The sequence below is a fragment of the Desulfovibrio intestinivivus genome (assembly GCF_053570665.1).
On the sequence record NZ_JBRBQT010000001.1, the window covers coordinates 1 to 15,310 of the forward strand.

Annotated in this window: 14 protein-coding genes; 12 read left to right on the forward strand and 2 right to left on the reverse strand. The window is 57.6% G+C overall.

The window, feature by feature from the left end:
• The first annotated feature begins 81 nt into the window (after positions 1-81).
• The 4 genes from ACUZ9P_RS00005 to ACUZ9P_RS00020 are packed head-to-tail and all read left to right on the forward strand — an operon-like array spanning position 82 to position 3,695.
• Positions 82-990, forward strand: a complete 909-nt coding sequence (locus tag ACUZ9P_RS00005) for an ABC transporter permease subunit (protein ID WP_240825111.1) — start codon at positions 82-84, stop codon at positions 988-990.
• A gap of 2 nt (positions 991-992) precedes the next feature.
• Positions 993-2,213, forward strand: a complete 1,221-nt coding sequence (locus tag ACUZ9P_RS00010; RefSeq protein ID WP_298994066.1) for an ABC transporter permease subunit — start codon at positions 993-995, stop codon at positions 2,211-2,213.
• Positions 2,213-2,998, forward strand: a complete 786-nt coding sequence (locus ACUZ9P_RS00015) for an ABC transporter ATP-binding protein (RefSeq protein WP_298994064.1) — start codon at positions 2,213-2,215, stop codon at positions 2,996-2,998. The genes ACUZ9P_RS00010 and ACUZ9P_RS00015 overlap by 1 nt, the downstream gene beginning before the upstream one ends.
• Positions 2,991-3,695, forward strand: coding sequence for an ABC transporter ATP-binding protein (locus tag ACUZ9P_RS00020; protein WP_449248153.1), 705 nt, complete (start codon positions 2,991-2,993; stop codon positions 3,693-3,695). Before ACUZ9P_RS00015 ends, ACUZ9P_RS00020 begins: the two co-directional genes overlap by 8 nt.
• A 305-nt stretch (positions 3,696-4,000) precedes the next feature.
• Here ACUZ9P_RS00020 and ACUZ9P_RS00025 read toward each other — a convergent pair whose 3' ends face one another.
• Together ACUZ9P_RS00025 and ACUZ9P_RS00030 are read right to left on the reverse strand one after the other, a co-directional pair.
• Positions 4,001-5,659 carry a ribonuclease J gene (locus tag ACUZ9P_RS00025; RefSeq protein WP_449248154.1) on the reverse strand — a complete coding sequence of 553 codons (1,659 nt, stop codon included), beginning with the start codon at positions 5,657-5,659 and terminating at the stop codon, positions 4,001-4,003.
• A 43-nt stretch (positions 5,660-5,702) separates the two neighbouring features.
• Positions 5,703-7,136, reverse strand: coding sequence for a TolC family protein (locus ACUZ9P_RS00030; RefSeq protein ID WP_449248155.1), 1,434 nt, complete (start codon positions 7,134-7,136; stop codon positions 5,703-5,705).
• Between the two features lie 557 nt (positions 7,137-7,693).
• On the opposite strand from ACUZ9P_RS00030, the gene tolQ reads away from it, so the two are divergent.
• The 8 genes from tolQ to ACUZ9P_RS00070 all read left to right on the forward strand — a co-directional run bounded on the left by tolQ (position 7,694) and on the right by ACUZ9P_RS00070 (position 15,298).
• On the forward strand, positions 7,694-8,389 hold the full coding sequence (gene tolQ / locus ACUZ9P_RS00035) for a protein TolQ (protein WP_449248156.1): 696 nt from the start codon (positions 7,694-7,696) through the stop codon (positions 8,387-8,389).
• 1 nt (position 8,390) lies between these two features.
• Complete coding sequence (locus ACUZ9P_RS00040) at positions 8,391-8,843, forward strand: ExbD/TolR family protein (protein ID WP_022658281.1); 453 nt, start codon at positions 8,391-8,393, stop codon at positions 8,841-8,843.
• A gap of 9 nt (positions 8,844-8,852) precedes the next feature.
• Positions 8,853-9,824, forward strand: a complete 972-nt coding sequence (tolA, locus tag ACUZ9P_RS00045; protein WP_449248157.1) for a cell envelope integrity protein TolA — start codon at positions 8,853-8,855, stop codon at positions 9,822-9,824.
• A 49-nt stretch (positions 9,825-9,873) separates the two neighbouring features.
• Positions 9,874-11,091, forward strand: a complete 1,218-nt coding sequence (locus tag ACUZ9P_RS00050) for a TonB family protein (RefSeq protein WP_449248158.1) — start codon at positions 9,874-9,876, stop codon at positions 11,089-11,091.
• A 32-nt stretch (positions 11,092-11,123) separates the two neighbouring features.
• Positions 11,124-12,437 (forward strand): translocation protein TolB, encoded by a 1,314-nt coding sequence (locus ACUZ9P_RS00055; protein ID WP_449248159.1) that lies wholly within the window; start codon positions 11,124-11,126, stop codon positions 12,435-12,437.
• A 231-nt stretch (positions 12,438-12,668) separates the two neighbouring features.
• The gene (gene pal / locus ACUZ9P_RS00060; protein ID WP_022658277.1) at positions 12,669-13,136 is read left to right on the forward strand and encodes a peptidoglycan-associated lipoprotein Pal; all 468 of its coding nucleotides are present in this window, start codon (positions 12,669-12,671) and stop codon (positions 13,134-13,136) included.
• A gap of 350 nt (positions 13,137-13,486) precedes the next feature.
• The gene (locus tag ACUZ9P_RS00065) at positions 13,487-14,455 is read left to right on the forward strand and encodes a D-2-hydroxyacid dehydrogenase (protein WP_449248160.1); all 969 of its coding nucleotides are present in this window, start codon (positions 13,487-13,489) and stop codon (positions 14,453-14,455) included.
• A 9-nt stretch (positions 14,456-14,464) separates the two neighbouring features.
• Positions 14,465-15,298, forward strand: a complete 834-nt coding sequence (locus ACUZ9P_RS00070) for an amidohydrolase family protein (protein ID WP_449248161.1) — start codon at positions 14,465-14,467, stop codon at positions 15,296-15,298.
• Positions 15,299-15,310 lie beyond the last annotated feature (12 nt).

Below are 15,310 nucleotides of genomic sequence, written 5' to 3' on the forward strand. Positions count from 1 at the left end.
TCACGCATCGCCGGAAGCTGACGGCATTAACGGGACAGGCGGAACGAACAGGGACACCCCCCGTACCGCGCGCGAGTTTGCATGGACATCCAATTTTTTATAGAGCTCTTTTTCGGCGGTTTAACCCGAGGCAGCATTTATGCGCTGATCGCCCTCGGTTATACGCTGGTTTACGGCATTATCGGGCTCATCAATTTTGCCCATGGCGAAGTGTATATGCTGGGCTCATTCACGGCCCTGCTGATAGCTGGCGCGCTTGGCGTCTACGGCTTCCCTGCTGGCGGCATTCTTATTGTGGCGGCTCTTGCGGCCATAGTCTGGTGTTCCGCCTACGGCTATACGCTGGAAAAGGTCGCCTACAAGCCCCTGCGGGGCGCGCCGCGCCTGTCGCCGCTTATTTCTGCCATTGGTATGTCCATCTTTTTGCAAAACTATGTGCTGCTTGCGCAGACATCCGACTTTGTGCCCTTTCCCAACCTGCTGCCGGAAATGAATTTTCTTGAGCACATTGACTATGTCATGGGCGCCAGCGACTTTCTCATTCTGATGGTCAGCACCTTTGCCATGGTCTCCCTTTCGCTTTTCATCCGCTACACCCGCATGGGCAAAGCCATGCGCGCCACGGCCCAAAACCGCAAGATGGCCCTTTTGCTTGGCATCAATGCCGACCGCATCATCTCCCTCACGTTCATCATCGGCTCCGCCCTGGCGGCCCTTGGCGGCGTGCTTATTGCCTCGCACATGGGGCAGGTCAACTTTGGCATCGGTTTTCTGGCTGGGCTTAAGGCCTTTACCGCCGCAGTGCTCGGCGGCATCGGCTCCATCCCCGGCGCAATGGTGGGCGGGCTTGTGCTTGGCCTGGCCGAAAGCTTCACCACGGGCTATTTTTCCGGCAACTACGAAGACATGCTGGCCTTCGGCATTCTTATCCTCATTCTCATTTTCAGGCCCGATGGAATCTTGGGCAAAGCCACAGTGCAGAAGGTGTAGCCATGCAGCGCATACTTAAAGCCGCCATCGCCGCCCTGTGGTTCATGCTCCTCACCCTGCCGGTGCTGGGCATCAAGCTGAACACAGCGGCAAAAACAGTTGTTTGGCGTTTTGACCGCATATTCGCCCTGGGTGCAGGTATATTTGTGCTTGCCCTTATCTGGGACTGGTGCTTCAGCCGCAAGGCATCGGGCATGAAGATCATCACCCTGCCCAAGTGCTTCAACCTGGCAGAGATTATTGAATCATTCAGAAACAGCGCTGGCCTCCGCCTTGGCGGGCTTGCCGTGCTCGCCGTTGTGCTCATCGGCATGCCTCTGGTCAGCTCCTTCTATCAGACCAACATCATGATCTCCGCCCTGCTGTACGTCATGCTGGCGCTGGGCCTGAACATCGTTGTGGGTCTGGCGGGCCAGCTTGTGCTTGGCTACGTGGCCTTTTACGCCATTGGCGCGTACACGTACGGCCTGCTGAACCAGTATTTCGGCCTCGGCTTCTGGACCTGCCTGCCCATCGGCGGTTTCCTCACCGTGCTTTTCGGTCTTGGTCTGGGCTTTCCCGTGCTGCGGCTGCGTGGCGACTACCTCGCCATCGTGACCCTGGGCTTTGGCGAAATCGTGCGCCTCACCCTGCAAAACTGGAACACCGTCACCGGCGGCCCGCGCGGCGTCAGCGACATTCCGCGCCCCGGATTTTTTGGCATGAGCATGGACATCACCCAGTCCACCACCTACATCTACTATCTGGTGCTGGCCGCTGTTGTAGTTACCATTGTGGTTATCACCCGGCTCAAGAATTCGCGCGTGGGGCTGGCCCTGCAAGCCCTGCGGGAAGACGAAATCGCCTGCGAGGCCATGGGCGTGGACATCACGCGGGTGAAACTCTCGGCCTTTGCGCTCGGCTCCTGCTGGGCTGGCTTTGCCGGGGTAATCTTTGCCGCCAAGACCACCTATATCAATCCCTCCAGCTTTACCTTCATGGAATCAGCCATGATTCTTTCCATGGTGGTGCTGGGCGGCATGGGCTCCATTGCGGGCGTGGTCATTGCAGCGCTGATTCTCATTCTTGCCCCGGAATATCTGCGGGCTTTCTCTGACTACCGCATGCTGCTTTTCGGAGCGATCATGGTGATTATGATGCTCTTCCGGCCACAGGGCCTCATCAGCGGCGAACGACGCCGCTACCGCATCAGCAACCTGCACGGTGCTGAAGGAGGCCGCTGATGAAACCGGTGCTGGAAGTAAAGGATCTTTCTCAGGATTTTGGCGGTCTCCGCGCACTTAACGAACTTTCGCTCACCGTGAACAGCGGCGAGATCGTTGCCCTTATCGGCCCCAATGGCGCAGGCAAGACCACGTTTTTCAACTGCGTGACCGGCATCTACACCCCCACTGAAGGGCAGATGTATCTGCACGACGCCACGGGCGAAAAGCAGATGCTCAACGGCAAAAAGCCCCACCTCATCACGGCTATGGGCATGGCCCGCACGTTCCAGAACATTCGTCTTTTCAGCGAAATGACCGTGCTTGAAAACGTGATGATTGGCCGCCACTGCCGCACCAAGGCGGGCATTTTTGGCGCGATCGTGCGCGATGGCCGCACCCGCCGTGAAGAGCAGGACTGCATCGACCGCAGTTATGAACTTTTGGAATTGGTGAAACTTCAGGATTTCTGGAACGAAACGGCCAACAACCTGCCCTACGGCGCGCAGCGGCGGCTTGAAATCGCCCGCGCCATGGCGACCGAGCCGCGCATGCTGCTGCTGGACGAACCCGCAGCGGGCATGAACCCCCAGGAAACCAACGAGCTCAAGGAGCTGGTCTGCTCCATCCGCGACAACCAGCAGCTCTCCATCCTGCTTATCGAGCACGATATGGGCATGGTCATGTCGCTCTCCGACCGCATCTACGTCATGGAATACGGCTCCTGCATCGCCACAGGCACCCCCGCTGAAATCCGCACCAACCCCCGCGTCATCAAGGCCTATCTGGGAGAAAGCGATGCTTGAGCTGCGTAACGTAGACACCTATTACGGCAACATTCAGGCCCTGCGCGATATTTCGCTGAATATTGAGGAAGGCGAAATTGTCACCCTGATCGGGGCCAACGGCGCGGGCAAGTCCACCACGCTTATGACAATCTGCGGCATCAACCGCCCCAGGAAAGGCGAGATACTCTGGTATGGCAAGCCCATACACCAGTTGCCCCCGCACGAAATCGTGGCCCTGGGCATTTCGCAGGTACCGGAAGGCCGCCTGATTTTCCCCGATCTGAGCGTCAGTGATAATCTCGACCTCGGCGCATTTTTGCGGCGTGATCCGGCAGGCGTGAAGGACGATCTGGACTACGTGTTCAGCCTCTTTCCCATTTTGTCCGAGCGCCGCAAGCAGGCGGGGGGGACGCTTTCCGGCGGTGAACAGCAGATGCTGGCCATTAGCCGCGCCCTCATGGGCCGCCCCAAGCTGCTGTTGCTGGACGAGCCTTCACTGGGCCTCGCCCCCATCATCATTCAGCAGATCTTTTCCATTATCCAGAAGGTCAATTCCAACGGCACCACGGTCTTTCTGGTGGAGCAGAACGCCAACCAGGCCCTGCGCATCGCCAACCACGGCTATGTGATGGAAAATGGTCGCATAGTTATGCACGACACTGCCGCCAATCTTCTCACCAGTGAAGAAGTGCGCACTGCCTATCTGGGCATGTAGACCGCAATCCCCATAGCGGTACAAACCTGTGCCCTTGCCGCAACCGATAGTAAAGCGGCGCGTTTTCCTGGCAAACGCGCCGCTTTTTATGTGCAATGCCAAACTGTAACGTGCATGATCCTTGCGCATTCTCGTGACGCAGTACCGGACACGCGCCCTGCTCCACCTGCCTACCCTTTCCTCAAAAGCAAAGCCGTTGCCGACTGGCAGTCGGCAACGGCTTTTGAGCTGTATTGAAGCTATTCGAGGAGGAGGATTATCCCTCAGCCCCCGCAACAATATGAAGATTTATCTGTAACTTTGCCCTAGACTTCGCTGATGATGGGCACGACCACAGGGTCACGCTCCAGCACACGGCGGAAGAAACGCCGCAGGGAAGAACGAATGCCTTCCTGCAAGCGTCCAAGCTGACCGGGGCGGGCCGCTTCAATCTCGTCCAGCACCAGGCACTTGGCGTCTTCCAGCAAGTGGCTGTAGTGCTGCTCGAATACAAAGCCTTTGGAGATCATTTCCGGCCCGTGCAGTATGCTGCCGGTTTCGGAATCCACCACCAGCACCACAATAACCATACCTTCATCGCCAAGGATACGGCGCTCCTTGAGCACGGCGTAGCCCACATCGCCCACGCCCTTGCCGTCCACGAGCGTACACTCGACCGGAACGCGCGGTTCCAGACGGAAGGAATCTTTGAGCAGGGTAAGGGGCAGGCCGTCTTCCAGCAGAATGACGTTGTCCTGCTTCACGCCGCATTCAACAGCAAGGCGACCATGCTTGACCAGATGCTGGTATTCGCCGTGCACGGGCACAAACAGCGTGGGCCGCACGGCCTCAAACATGTCGCGCAGTTCTTCGCGCTGGCCGTGGCCCGAGGCATGGATGGCGTGTACGCTTTCGTACAGCACTTCCGCGCCGATGCGGTACATTTCGTTGATCAACCGGGAGATGGCCTTGGCATTGCCGGGGATCATACGCGAACTCATGACCACGGTGTCGCCCTTGCGGATCTCCAGCTGTCTGTGGCCGCCAAGCACCATGCGCGACAAGGCGGAGAGCGGTTCACCCTGCGCGCCTGTCACAACAAGCACGATCTGGTCATCCGGCAGGTCGGGTACGCCGTTGTGCGCGTTGAAAAACGAAGGCGGCAGCTTGGCAATGCCAAGATCACGGGCCATTTCGATATTGTTCGCCAGCGACTTGCCGCTGATGACCACCGTGCGCCCATGCTCGCGCGCAAGGTCAAAAACTTCCTGAATACGCTGAATATGGCTGGAAAAGAGCGTGATGACGATGCGCCCTTCGGCCTTGGCGAATATCTTGTCCAGCGAATCCTTGACCTCGCGCTCCGTGAGGGAACGCCCCTCGCGCACGATGTTGGTGGAATCCGAAAGCAACAGCCGTGCGCCGTCCGGCCCGGCAAAGTTGCGGAAAAGATTCAGGTCGGTGCCTGTGGCATCGAGGGGGTGCGGGTCAATCTTGAAATCGCCGCTGTGCACCACTCGGCCTACGGGCGTTTCTACGCCCAGACCAAAGCCTTCGGGAATTGAGTGACAGACGGGGAAAAAATGAAAGGTCAGGTCGCCCAGAGGCAACACGGTGTTGATATCGACAGGGCACAGCTCCACCCAATCCAGAATTTCCCGCTCCCTGAGCTTGTGTTCCACAAGCGCCAGGGTAAAGCGTGAGCCATAGATACGGGTTCCCTTGATTTCAGGCACAATCCAGGGCAGTGCGCCAATGTGATCCTCATGCCCGTGCGTCAGCACAATACCGAGCAGCTTGTCCTTGATGCCGCTGACAGCGCCAAAGTGCGGGATAACAACGTCCACGCCAAGGTGGGCGTCGTCAGGAAACATGAGGCCGCAATCAACCATCACAACGCCGCCGGAGGTTTCCCACAGCTGGCAGTTGAGGCCGATCTCTCCCAGCCCCCCGAGGGGGGTAATGTTCAAATAAGGTTCATTCATTCGCAATCGCTTTTGGGCGGCGCGGCTAAGGTCGTGCCGTCGCTCAACGCCGCATAAGATCAGGGTGAAATTCGCCCATGGCCACATATAATTGCGCCAGAGCGGTCAAATAATCGGCTTTTGCTCCTGTTAACGTCGCCTGAGCGGTGGTGAGCTTGGACGAAGCGTCCAGCACGTCAAAGTTGGTGCCCACCTGCTCCTGATAACGGGCCAATGCCACATTGTATGCCTCAGTAGACTGCTCCACGCCCTTTTCCGCCACGGTTATCCGTTTGGTGGCTTCCTGCACGGCAAGCAGTTTCGACTTGATGTCGTAGCCAACGCTGAGTTTCAGGTCTTCTTCGGCATAGCGCATCTTTGTGACCAGCCAGCCTGCCTCTTTGTCGGCATAATACGTGGTTCCCCACTGAAAAACGTCCCAGGTGGCCCGGGCGCCCACTTCCCATACGGAGCTGCGTGAACCCCGGTCGCCATTTTCCTGCAGATCAAGCGAATTGCCGCTCTGCGAAACATTGTAATAGGCTTCCACCTGCGGATAATAGCCGCTCTGCACGGCCTGCTGCGATTTGCCCGCGATTTCCACCGAGCGCGCCGCCATGTAAAGATCGGGCCGCTGGCGGTAGGCCGCTTCAAGGCACTGCTCCAGCGAACGGGTAAAGGGCACATGGGCAAGCTTGCCGGTAAACTTGATCTTGGCCGTGGCGGGCAGCCCCAGCAAGGTATTCAGCTTGGCAAGGCTGGTGTCGCGGCTGTTTTCGACCTGAATCAAGGTATTCTCGGCCTGGCGCACGTCCACTTCTGCCTGGAGCACATCCAGCCGGGGGCGAAGGCCCACACTAAAAAAGGCAGTGGTAATGCGCAGCTGATCCTGCAAACGGGCCAGAGCATCACGCTGGCTGCGCACGCTTTCTTCGTACCGAAGATAATTCAGAAACTGGGTCTGAACACTTTCTGTCATGGACAGTTCGGCATTACGTACAGAGGCTTTATCGCTGTCAGCCTGAAGGGCTGCCTTCTGATAATTGGCCAGGAGCTGAAACCCTTGAAACACGGGCTGAGAAATTTCTACGGCCCAGGTATAGGTGCCTTTTTCCGCTGGTCTGCTACTGCTGGGTAAGGCGGGCGATGTTTTTCTTTCCTGCTTGGAGGCGGAATACGTTGTGCCAAGCTTGGGCCCAAAAGCCCCGCGCGCAGATTTGCGCGCCTCTTCAGAAGACTGCCCCTGCGCCTCTTGCGAACCCAGACTCGGATTATGCCGCAAAGCGCGATCCACAGCATCGGGCATGGAAACTGCCCCGGAAGGCAAAGCATTGTCCTTGCCCGAAGACAAGGTTCTTCCGCTAAAAACGGGCACGGCGGCGCTGCCCGAGGGGCGCGCAGCAACAGAAGAATCAGCAAACGCAGCGTTGCCGCCCACAGGCCCGGCAAGCGCACCAACAACAAGAAACACGAGGCCCAATTCAGGAATGCGCTTCATATATTTATTTACAGACGGAATGGCTCCGCTACCTTTTAAAAATTACTTCGACCCAGATTACATACACCGCAGAAGACGGCATTGGCAACACTTCATGGAAAAAGATAATTTTACGCAAAACGGCTAAATCGGCATTCTTTCAAAGATATTTTTATTCAGTACACACCGAATAATAACTATTCTCACATGTACTGTTTATCAAATAAAGAACTATAAAGCGTAACTCTTGCGCCTTAACATACATCAAACGAGGCCAATTTCAACAACAAACAGACTTACGTGTAAAATTGAATTTTACATAAATTGCCGCAACTTTTTCAAACGCCGCCAACCAAGCTTGCAGTGAAGCCTGAAATCCCCTGCCCTTAAGGAGCCGGAAGGGGATTCTAAAAAATTTCTTGAAAGTTTACCCTAGTCGTAGCATGCTGCGCAGCAGAGTCCTTGCGGGATTCCGCAGCTCCGCCGTGACGGTTGGCGCATCTTTGCGTCTGCCGTGCTGGCATTTTTTGCGGCGCACTGAAACAGACCACAGTTGTTGCGCAGATATGGAGAACCTCATGGAATTCAGTTTTTTTTCGATGATCGCCCAGGCAAGCCTGGTGGCCAAGGCGGTGCTGGCGTTTCTGGTCATGATGTCCATTGCGAGCTGGGGGCTGATGATCCAGAAATTCATCGGCTTGAGCGCAGCTAACAAAAAAGCTCTCAGCGGCACGGAAAAGTTCGAGAAGGCGGCCAATCTGCGCGAAGCCGTGCAGTCCTTGGGCTCCGACCCAACTTCCCCGCTGTACTACATCGCCCATCAAGGCGTTCTTGAATTTAACCGTTCCAAAGAACTTGGCAACAGCAGTGAAGTGGTGGTCGACAACGTTCGCCGCGCACTGCGTCAGGGTGTGGGCACGGAATTGGCCCGGCTGCAAAGCTCGCTGTCTGTTCTGGCCACCTGCGCCAACACGGCCCCCTTTATCGGCCTGTTTGGCACGGTCTGGGGCATCATGAGCTCCTTCCACTCCATCGGCATGCTCAAGTCGGCCTCTCTGGCCACCGTTGCCCCCGGTATTTCGGAAGCTCTGGTTGCTACGGCCATCGGCCTGGCTGTGGCCGTTCCGGCCACCATCGGCTTCAATATCTTCATGGGCAAGCTTTCGCAGGTTGACACGCTGCTGGTGAATTTTGCCGGCGTGTTCCTCAACCGCGTCCAGCGCGAAATCAACGCCCACCGCCCCGTGCAGCGCACGGGCGCAACGGAGATGTAGCATGGGCGCTAGTGTTGGCGGCGGCAACAAGTTTGTTTCGGACATCAACGTCACGCCCTTTGTGGACGTCATGTTGGTGCTGCTGATCATCTTCATGGTGGCGACCCCCATGATGAGTCAGGGGCTGGACGTGGATCTGCCCCAGACCAAGCAGGTGGAAGTGCTTTCTACCGAGGCCGACCACATGGTGTTGACCGTGCGCAATGACGGCAAGATGTACCTTGACGAGTACCCTGTGGACACCATGGAAGACCTTGAGGGGTATTTGCAGCGTCTGGTCAAGGAAAAGAACAAGACGCTCTTTCTGCAGGCCGACAAGGCAGTGCCTTACGGCACTGTTGTGGAAGTCATGGGTCACATCAAGGCCGTGGGCATCGAAAAGCTCGGCGTTATCGCCGAACAGCCCGATGATGCCTCGCCCAAGGGCGGCAAGCCCGCACGCGCCCGAAAATAGGATTGCTCTATGCGCCTGGCCTCATACGTTCTTTCATTCTGCCTGCACGCAACCATATTTTTGCTGATATGGTTCTGGCCCAGCAGCCCGCCCATCAAGCTGGACACGCCTCCGGTCATGATCAGCCTGGTTGAGGGCGCCACAGGCGGCAACCGTACCCCCTCGCCCATTCTCGGGCATATGGGGCAACCCGGCGATGGCCCCCTTGCGCCTACGCCGCCCGCCCCCAAGGCGGAAGTAGCCGCGCCCGAGCGCGTTGAAGTCAAAGAGCCCAAACCTGTTCCGCCGCAGCCCAAGCAGGATGCAGCGGCTGTAAAAAAGCCCGAGCCCAAGCCCGAGCCGAAACCGCAGCCTAAGCCGGAACCCAAGGAAGAAGCTAAACCCATCGCGCAGAAAAAAGAAGACAAGCCCAAGCCCAAGGAAGAACCGCAGAAGGAAGCTCCCAAGGATCAGAAGAAGCCGGAGCCTCCCAAGGCGGACGCCAAGAAGGACGCCAAGGAATCCAAGGACGCCAAATCCAACGTTGACCCTGTGGCAGCGGCCTTGCAACAGGCGCGCAAAGCATCCTCCAGGGCAGATTCCGGCGACAGGGGCAGTGCCGTTGAGCAGGCTCTCGCCCAAGCCCAGCGCCGCGCAGGCGGCAACAGGGGCGGCGGTGGCGGCGAAGGCGCCGGCCCCGGCGGCGGTGGCCTTGGCGATGTGTACATGGGGCAGGTCATGCTGGCAGTACGGCCCAACTGGGGCTTTACCTCGGCCAGCCGCCTGAACCTGCGCTGCATCATCAACGTCAAGGTAGACGCCCAGGGAAAGCTGTTGCAGAATCCCGTGGTAACACACAGTTCGGGCAATGCGCAGTTTGACGCATCCGCAGCGAGCGCCATTGTGCGCACTGCCAATAGCGGCCAGTTCCCGCCCCCGCCTTCAGCGGACTACGGTGACCTTGATCTGGTGTTTACGCTTGACGAACTCATGGGCCGCTAAGGCGGCCACCTAAACGCGCAATTGGTAACGCGCGCATTCAGGAGGATATATGCCTTCCCAACCGCGCACGAACCTCAGCAGTCTTTGCATATGCTCAAGCCTCATCGCCGTGACGTTTTTTTACGTCACGGCGGTCGGGGCTTTTGCCGCTTCTGCCGCCAGTGCGGATCAAAGCACCTATGCCGGAAACATGCTGGACAAAATTATTGAAATCTGGGCCCCGCCCCCTGCGCTTAAAAGCGATTTCAGGGTGCGCCTCAAGGTCACAGTTAACGGGCGTGGGCAGGTTGAAGACTGCAAGCCAGTCAAATCCTCGGGTCTGGAAGCTTTTGACAGTTCGGTATGCGGCGCAGTGCGGCAGGTTGGTTCTTTTGGAACACCGCCTTACGGCGCCCCCATGGACGTGCATCTGACATTCTGGAACGGCACCCCCAAGGGCAAACCCAAGCCGGAAACCCTGAGTACGGAAGAAGCGATGCGGGCCGAGGTCAAGGCCAGAAACAAGGCCGAAGCCGCGCTTGGCGACACAAGAGCCGAAGCCGCAGAAGACCGCGCCCGTGAAAGAGCCGAGGCCATTGCCAAGGCCAGCGGCAAGGACGCGCCGGAAGTAAGGCCCGCGCCGGTGGCCCCGGCGCCAGCCCCCAAGGCGAATGCTGAAAGCAAAAAGAAGGGCGCAAAGGCTCCTGCCACGGCTCAGGCTGACAACGCACCGGCCACGCAGCTTATTGGCAGGAGCAGCCCCACCGCAGGAGAACAGGCCGCCCCTGCGGCAAAAGAAAAGCCAGCCCGACAGGTGGACAATCTGCCCACCTACGGCGACCCGGACATGGAGGCCGCATCAGCTGCCGCGCCAGCACAGGCTCAGGCTCAGACTCAGGCTAAAGCACAGACCCCGGCAAAAACCGATTCAGCCGCCACGCCCTCGGGTCGCGCCACGGTGCCCGCGCTCGGGGCAACTGCAGCTGGCACAACGGCATCTGGCGCATCCGACGTTGATCGTGTAAAATATCGGCGTGACGCTACCCGGCAGGTTCGCGACGCTATCCTGATCCCTGCCGAAACAGAACCGGGCGAATACCAGACACGCCTGAGGCTTACGATTTCCCCTCAGGGAGAAATCACAGATTTCAAGGTAATATCGCCCACGGGCGACAAGCTTCTTGACAAATATGTACAGCGAGGCATACGCCGAGCAGGCAGCTTGCCCCCTCCGCCCGCCGAACTTGGGGGAACGCTGGACATCACCCTTACACTGGTGCGCCGCTGAGGCGTGCTGCTTGAACAAGGAATACTAACGCCATGAAAAAACAGCTTCTTCTCCTGACTCTGGGGTTCTGGCTGGCTCTCGGAAGCGGGGCGCAGGCCGCCATGCGCGTGGACATTTACGGTCCGGGGCAAAACATTGTTAACCTTGCCCTGGCGGCCCCAATCAAGGGCCCCTCTGCTGAAGCGAACAGCATGGGCACCGACCTGCAAAAAATCGTGCAGGAAAACCTGAGCTTTTTGCCCTTTATGCGTCTTACCGATCCCAGAGCAGTGCTTGGCGGCGTTGTTCTGACCGGGTATGAGCCCCCGTCCCTCGATTTCAAGCGCTTCCAGCTTGCCGGGTCGGACATTGTGGTAACGACCTACTGGCCCGAGGGCGACAGCGGCACCCGCCCCGTGCAGATCCGCGCTTTTGAAACTAACACTGGCGGGCGGCTTTTCGGCAAGGAGTACCCCAAGGTTACTTCCAAAGACCTGCCCGAAGTGGCCGACCGCTTCTGCGCCGACCTGCTTGAAGCCCTTACGGGCAATGGCGCCTTCTTCCGCTCCACGCTCGCCTTTGTAAAAAAGACGGGCAAGATGAGCGCCAATGTGTGGTTGGTCAAGCCCACCGGGCGCGACCTGCGGCAGATCACAAACATGCCCGGCGAATCCATGTCGCCCGCATGGTCGCCTGATGGCCGCTTTGTGGTCTTTACCCACATTGACGAAAAATCCCATGCCCTCGGCGTGTGGGATCGCTCCAGCGGCAAAGTGCAGCGTATCCGCTTTCCTGGCAACGTGGTTATCGGCCCTGCCTTTATGCCCGACAACAAGGTTGCCGTGGCGCTTTCCAACGGCAAGTTCCCTGTTATCTTCCAGCTGAACCACGTTTTCCAGAAAGAACGCGTGCTTGAGCAAAACGACTCCATCAACGTTTCGCCCACATTTGACAGCACGGGCACCAAGATGGCATTTACCTCTTCGCGCCTTGGCGGCCCGCAGATTTTCCTCAAGGATCTGAGCAGCGGATCGGTCACGCGCGTAAGCAAAAACGGCACGTACAACACTGAGGCCAATCTGTCGCCTGACGGAACCCTGGTGGTATACAGCCGCATGACCGACTATGGTCACCGTATTTTTGTGCAAGATATGCTTACCGGCACGGAACGTCAGGTTACTTTCGGCCCAGGCAGCGATGAACAGCCCGCTTTCTGCGCCGACAGTTACTTTATTGCGTTCTCGTCCACGCGCAACGGACACGGCATCTACCTGACCACCCGCCACGGCGGTGATGCAAAGCAGGTACCCACCGGCGGTGGTTCCGTGTACTTCCCGCGCTGGGGCATGCCCGGTCAGCAAAAATAGCTAGAAATTAACAGATAGGCCTCTTACCCGCATTTTTACTCGATTTTCCGGCCCTCGCGGGGCGAGATGGGTAAAAAATATTTTACGAAAGTGCGTCGAAACCCCCTTCCACGCCTTGACAAAAATTGCGGGCCAGATACCATCTGTTATGCGAGGACGAAACGGCCTCGCGTGTGCAGAAAGGAAAGGTATCAATTTTTTTGGAGAATGAGCTGTTCAGGAGGACACACAATGAAACGCTATGCTCTTATTCTCGCTCTGGTTATGGCCCTTGCCGCCGGTTTCGGTTGCGCAAAGAAAACCACCAGCGAACCCGGCTATGACGATGGCCTGACCCCCGAAATGCGTGCGGCCATCCAGCAGATCACTGACGCCCGCGTCTACTTCGCTTTCGACAAATTCGACATCAAGCCCGAATACAAAGAAATGCTGAAGACCAAGGCCGATCTGCTGAAGAAGTACTCCTCTATCCGCGTGCGCATCGAAGGCAACTGCGACGAACGCGGCACCCAGGAATACAACCTCGCCCTCGGCGAACGCCGCGCCCGCGCTTCCTACGAATACATGGTTACGCTTGGCGTGAATCCCAGCCAGCTGGAAATGATCAGCTACGGCAAGGAAAACCCCGCCGTGCAGGGTAACAACGAAGCTTCGTGGTCCAAGAACCGCCGCGACGACTTCCGCGTGATCGCCCACTAGTCTTTTTAAGACCAGTACTGAAAGAGCCGCCCCTTTGGGGCGGCTCTTTTTTTTTGCCCTGTGTACGGCCCGCACAAGGGGTTTTGCCAGACATAACGTTGCGCGCATATCTGCACCAGCATTTGACGGGGTAGCGGCCTGCGCAGCCTTCACCCCCTTGTTTCACACTGCACAGGAGTATTGCGTACAAGCAGTGCCGCCCTTTCATTCACTACCAATGCAATTTACCGCCGCAACGAACTCTCAGCGCAGCAAGTATGCACCCAACTGTTACGGATATATGACTTTGAGCCAGGAACTTGCGGGCATCGGCATCACAGGATACAGTGCAGGCAACAGAGGTTACCTGCATGAAAATAGCCATTCTTGACGGTGCGGTGCTCAATCCTGGTGATGTGGATTGGGGCCCGATCGCATCCCTTGGCGATGTGTCCATTTATGAAACCACTCCCACCGAAGCGGTTGCAGAGCGCACCCAGGGGGCAGACGTGGTGCTTGTCAACAAAACCCCGTTGACTGGCGCAAATCTTGAGCAACTGGACAGCAATGTCCGCATGGTTGGCGTTCTTGCCACCGGCTATAATATTGTAGACGTTGATGCGCTTGCAGCTCGCAATATCCCTGTGTGCAACGTGGTTGCTTACGGAGTGAGCGATGTGGCCCAGCATGCAATGGCGCTCTTGCTTGAGCTGTGCCGCCATACGAGCCTGCATTCCGAAAGCGTCAAAAACGGCGACTGGCTCAAATCCAAAAGCTGGTGCTACTGGAAAATCCCGCCCCTGTGCCTGGAAGGCCTGACCATGGGCCTCATTGGCTTTGGCTCCATAGGCCGCCGCATGGGTGAACTGGCCCACGCCTTTGGCATGAGCGTGCTCGCCTACTGCCGCACCCCCAAGGATCCGCCGTCCTACGGCCCCTTTGCCTTTGCCACGCTTGAGCACCTGCTTTGCGCATCAGACGTGGTTTCCCTGCACTGCCCGCTGACCAAGGAAACACGCAATATCATCAATGCCAAAACGCTTTCGTCCATGCGCAAGGGTGCTATTCTGCTGAACACCTCGCGTGGGCCGCTGGTGGATGAAGCCGCCGCTGCCGAAGCCCTGAAATCCGGGCATCTGCGGGGCCTTGGCACTGACGTGCTTGCGCAGGAACCCCCTCAGGACGACAATGCACTATTTTCAGCACCCAATACGCTGATTACGCCGCACATTGCCTGGGCTACCACACGTGCGCGGCAAAACATCATTGACCTCATGGCGGAGAACATCCGGCGCTGGCAGGCAGGAACCCCCGTCAATGTGGTGAATGGGGTAAAATAAGCGCCAATCATGTACATCGACATACACACCCACGCCTTTCATCCCAAGATAGCGCACAAGGCAGTGGATCACCTGAATGATTTTTATAGCGTCAACTGCGCGGGCGATGGCACCATCGCCCACCTGCTGGAACGTGAACGTAAGGCCGAGATGGAAAAGTGCGTGGTTTTGTGCGCAGCCACAGCGCCTGCCCAGGTTATTCCGGCAAACAACTACGCCATCACCTTGCAAAAGGAACATGCGGACAGGGTCATCGCCTTTGGTACGGTGCATCCGGGCTATGAAAACTGGGAGGTGGAGCTTAAGCGCATCAAGGCCGCTGGCATCCGCGGCATCAAGCTGCACCCTGATTTTCAGAGCTTCTGGCTGGACGACCCTCGCCTTTTGCCCATTTTTGAAGCAGCGCAAAAAGACTTTGTGTTTGAAATCCACATAGGCGACAGAACAACGCCTGCCCAAAACCCCTCCTGCCCTTACAAACTGGCGGCCATTCTGCGTCAGTTCCCCGGCATGAGGGTGATTGCGGCCCATTTTGGCGGCTACCGCATGTGGGCGCATGCGCTTGATGCACTTGCTGGCAACAGGTTTGAAAACCTTTGGTTCGACACCTCAAGCACAACGCCCTTTGCGACTCCGCTGCTTGCCAAAAAGCTTCTTGGGGCTTTCCCGCGAGAACGTATTCTCTTTGGCACAGATTGGCCGCTGTACGACCCTGTGGAAGAACGACAACGCCTGCAACGCCTTGCCAGCCTCAAGGATGCGGAGATGGAAACCATCATGAGCAACGCCACGTCCTTGCTGTGCGATAGTGCTCCGCAGGCGAAAAGCCAGCTCAGCCATTGACAGCCGACCCTC

Bases quoted from the DNA above. Each gene is read 5' to 3' on its own strand.
- ACUZ9P_RS00005 (WP_240825111.1), top strand. From the start codon at position 82: ATGGACATCCAATTTTTTATAGAGCTCTTTTTCGGCGGTTTAACCCGA.
- ACUZ9P_RS00010 (WP_298994066.1), top strand. From the start codon at position 993: ATGCAGCGCATACTTAAAGCCGCCATCGCCGCCCTGTGGTTCATGCTC.
- ACUZ9P_RS00015 (WP_298994064.1), top strand. From the start codon at position 2,213: ATGAAACCGGTGCTGGAAGTAAAGGATCTTTCTCAGGATTTTGGCGGT.
- ACUZ9P_RS00020 (WP_449248153.1), top strand. From the start codon at position 2,991: ATGCTTGAGCTGCGTAACGTAGACACCTATTACGGCAACATTCAGGCC.
- ACUZ9P_RS00025 (WP_449248154.1), bottom strand. From the start codon at position 5,659: ATGAATGAACCTTATTTGAACATTACCCCCCTCGGGGGGCTGGGAGAG.
- ACUZ9P_RS00030 (WP_449248155.1), bottom strand. From the start codon at position 7,136: ATGAAGCGCATTCCTGAATTGGGCCTCGTGTTTCTTGTTGTTGGTGCG.
- tolQ (WP_449248156.1), top strand. From the start codon at position 7,694: ATGGAATTCAGTTTTTTTTCGATGATCGCCCAGGCAAGCCTGGTGGCC.
- ACUZ9P_RS00040 (WP_022658281.1), top strand. From the start codon at position 8,391: ATGGGCGCTAGTGTTGGCGGCGGCAACAAGTTTGTTTCGGACATCAAC.
- tolA (WP_449248157.1), top strand. From the start codon at position 8,853: ATGCGCCTGGCCTCATACGTTCTTTCATTCTGCCTGCACGCAACCATA.
- ACUZ9P_RS00050 (WP_449248158.1), top strand. From the start codon at position 9,874: ATGCCTTCCCAACCGCGCACGAACCTCAGCAGTCTTTGCATATGCTCA.
- ACUZ9P_RS00055 (WP_449248159.1), top strand. From the start codon at position 11,124: ATGAAAAAACAGCTTCTTCTCCTGACTCTGGGGTTCTGGCTGGCTCTC.
- pal (WP_022658277.1), top strand. From the start codon at position 12,669: ATGAAACGCTATGCTCTTATTCTCGCTCTGGTTATGGCCCTTGCCGCC.
- ACUZ9P_RS00065 (WP_449248160.1), top strand. From the start codon at position 13,487: ATGAAAATAGCCATTCTTGACGGTGCGGTGCTCAATCCTGGTGATGTG.
- ACUZ9P_RS00070 (WP_449248161.1), top strand. From the start codon at position 14,465: ATGTACATCGACATACACACCCACGCCTTTCATCCCAAGATAGCGCAC.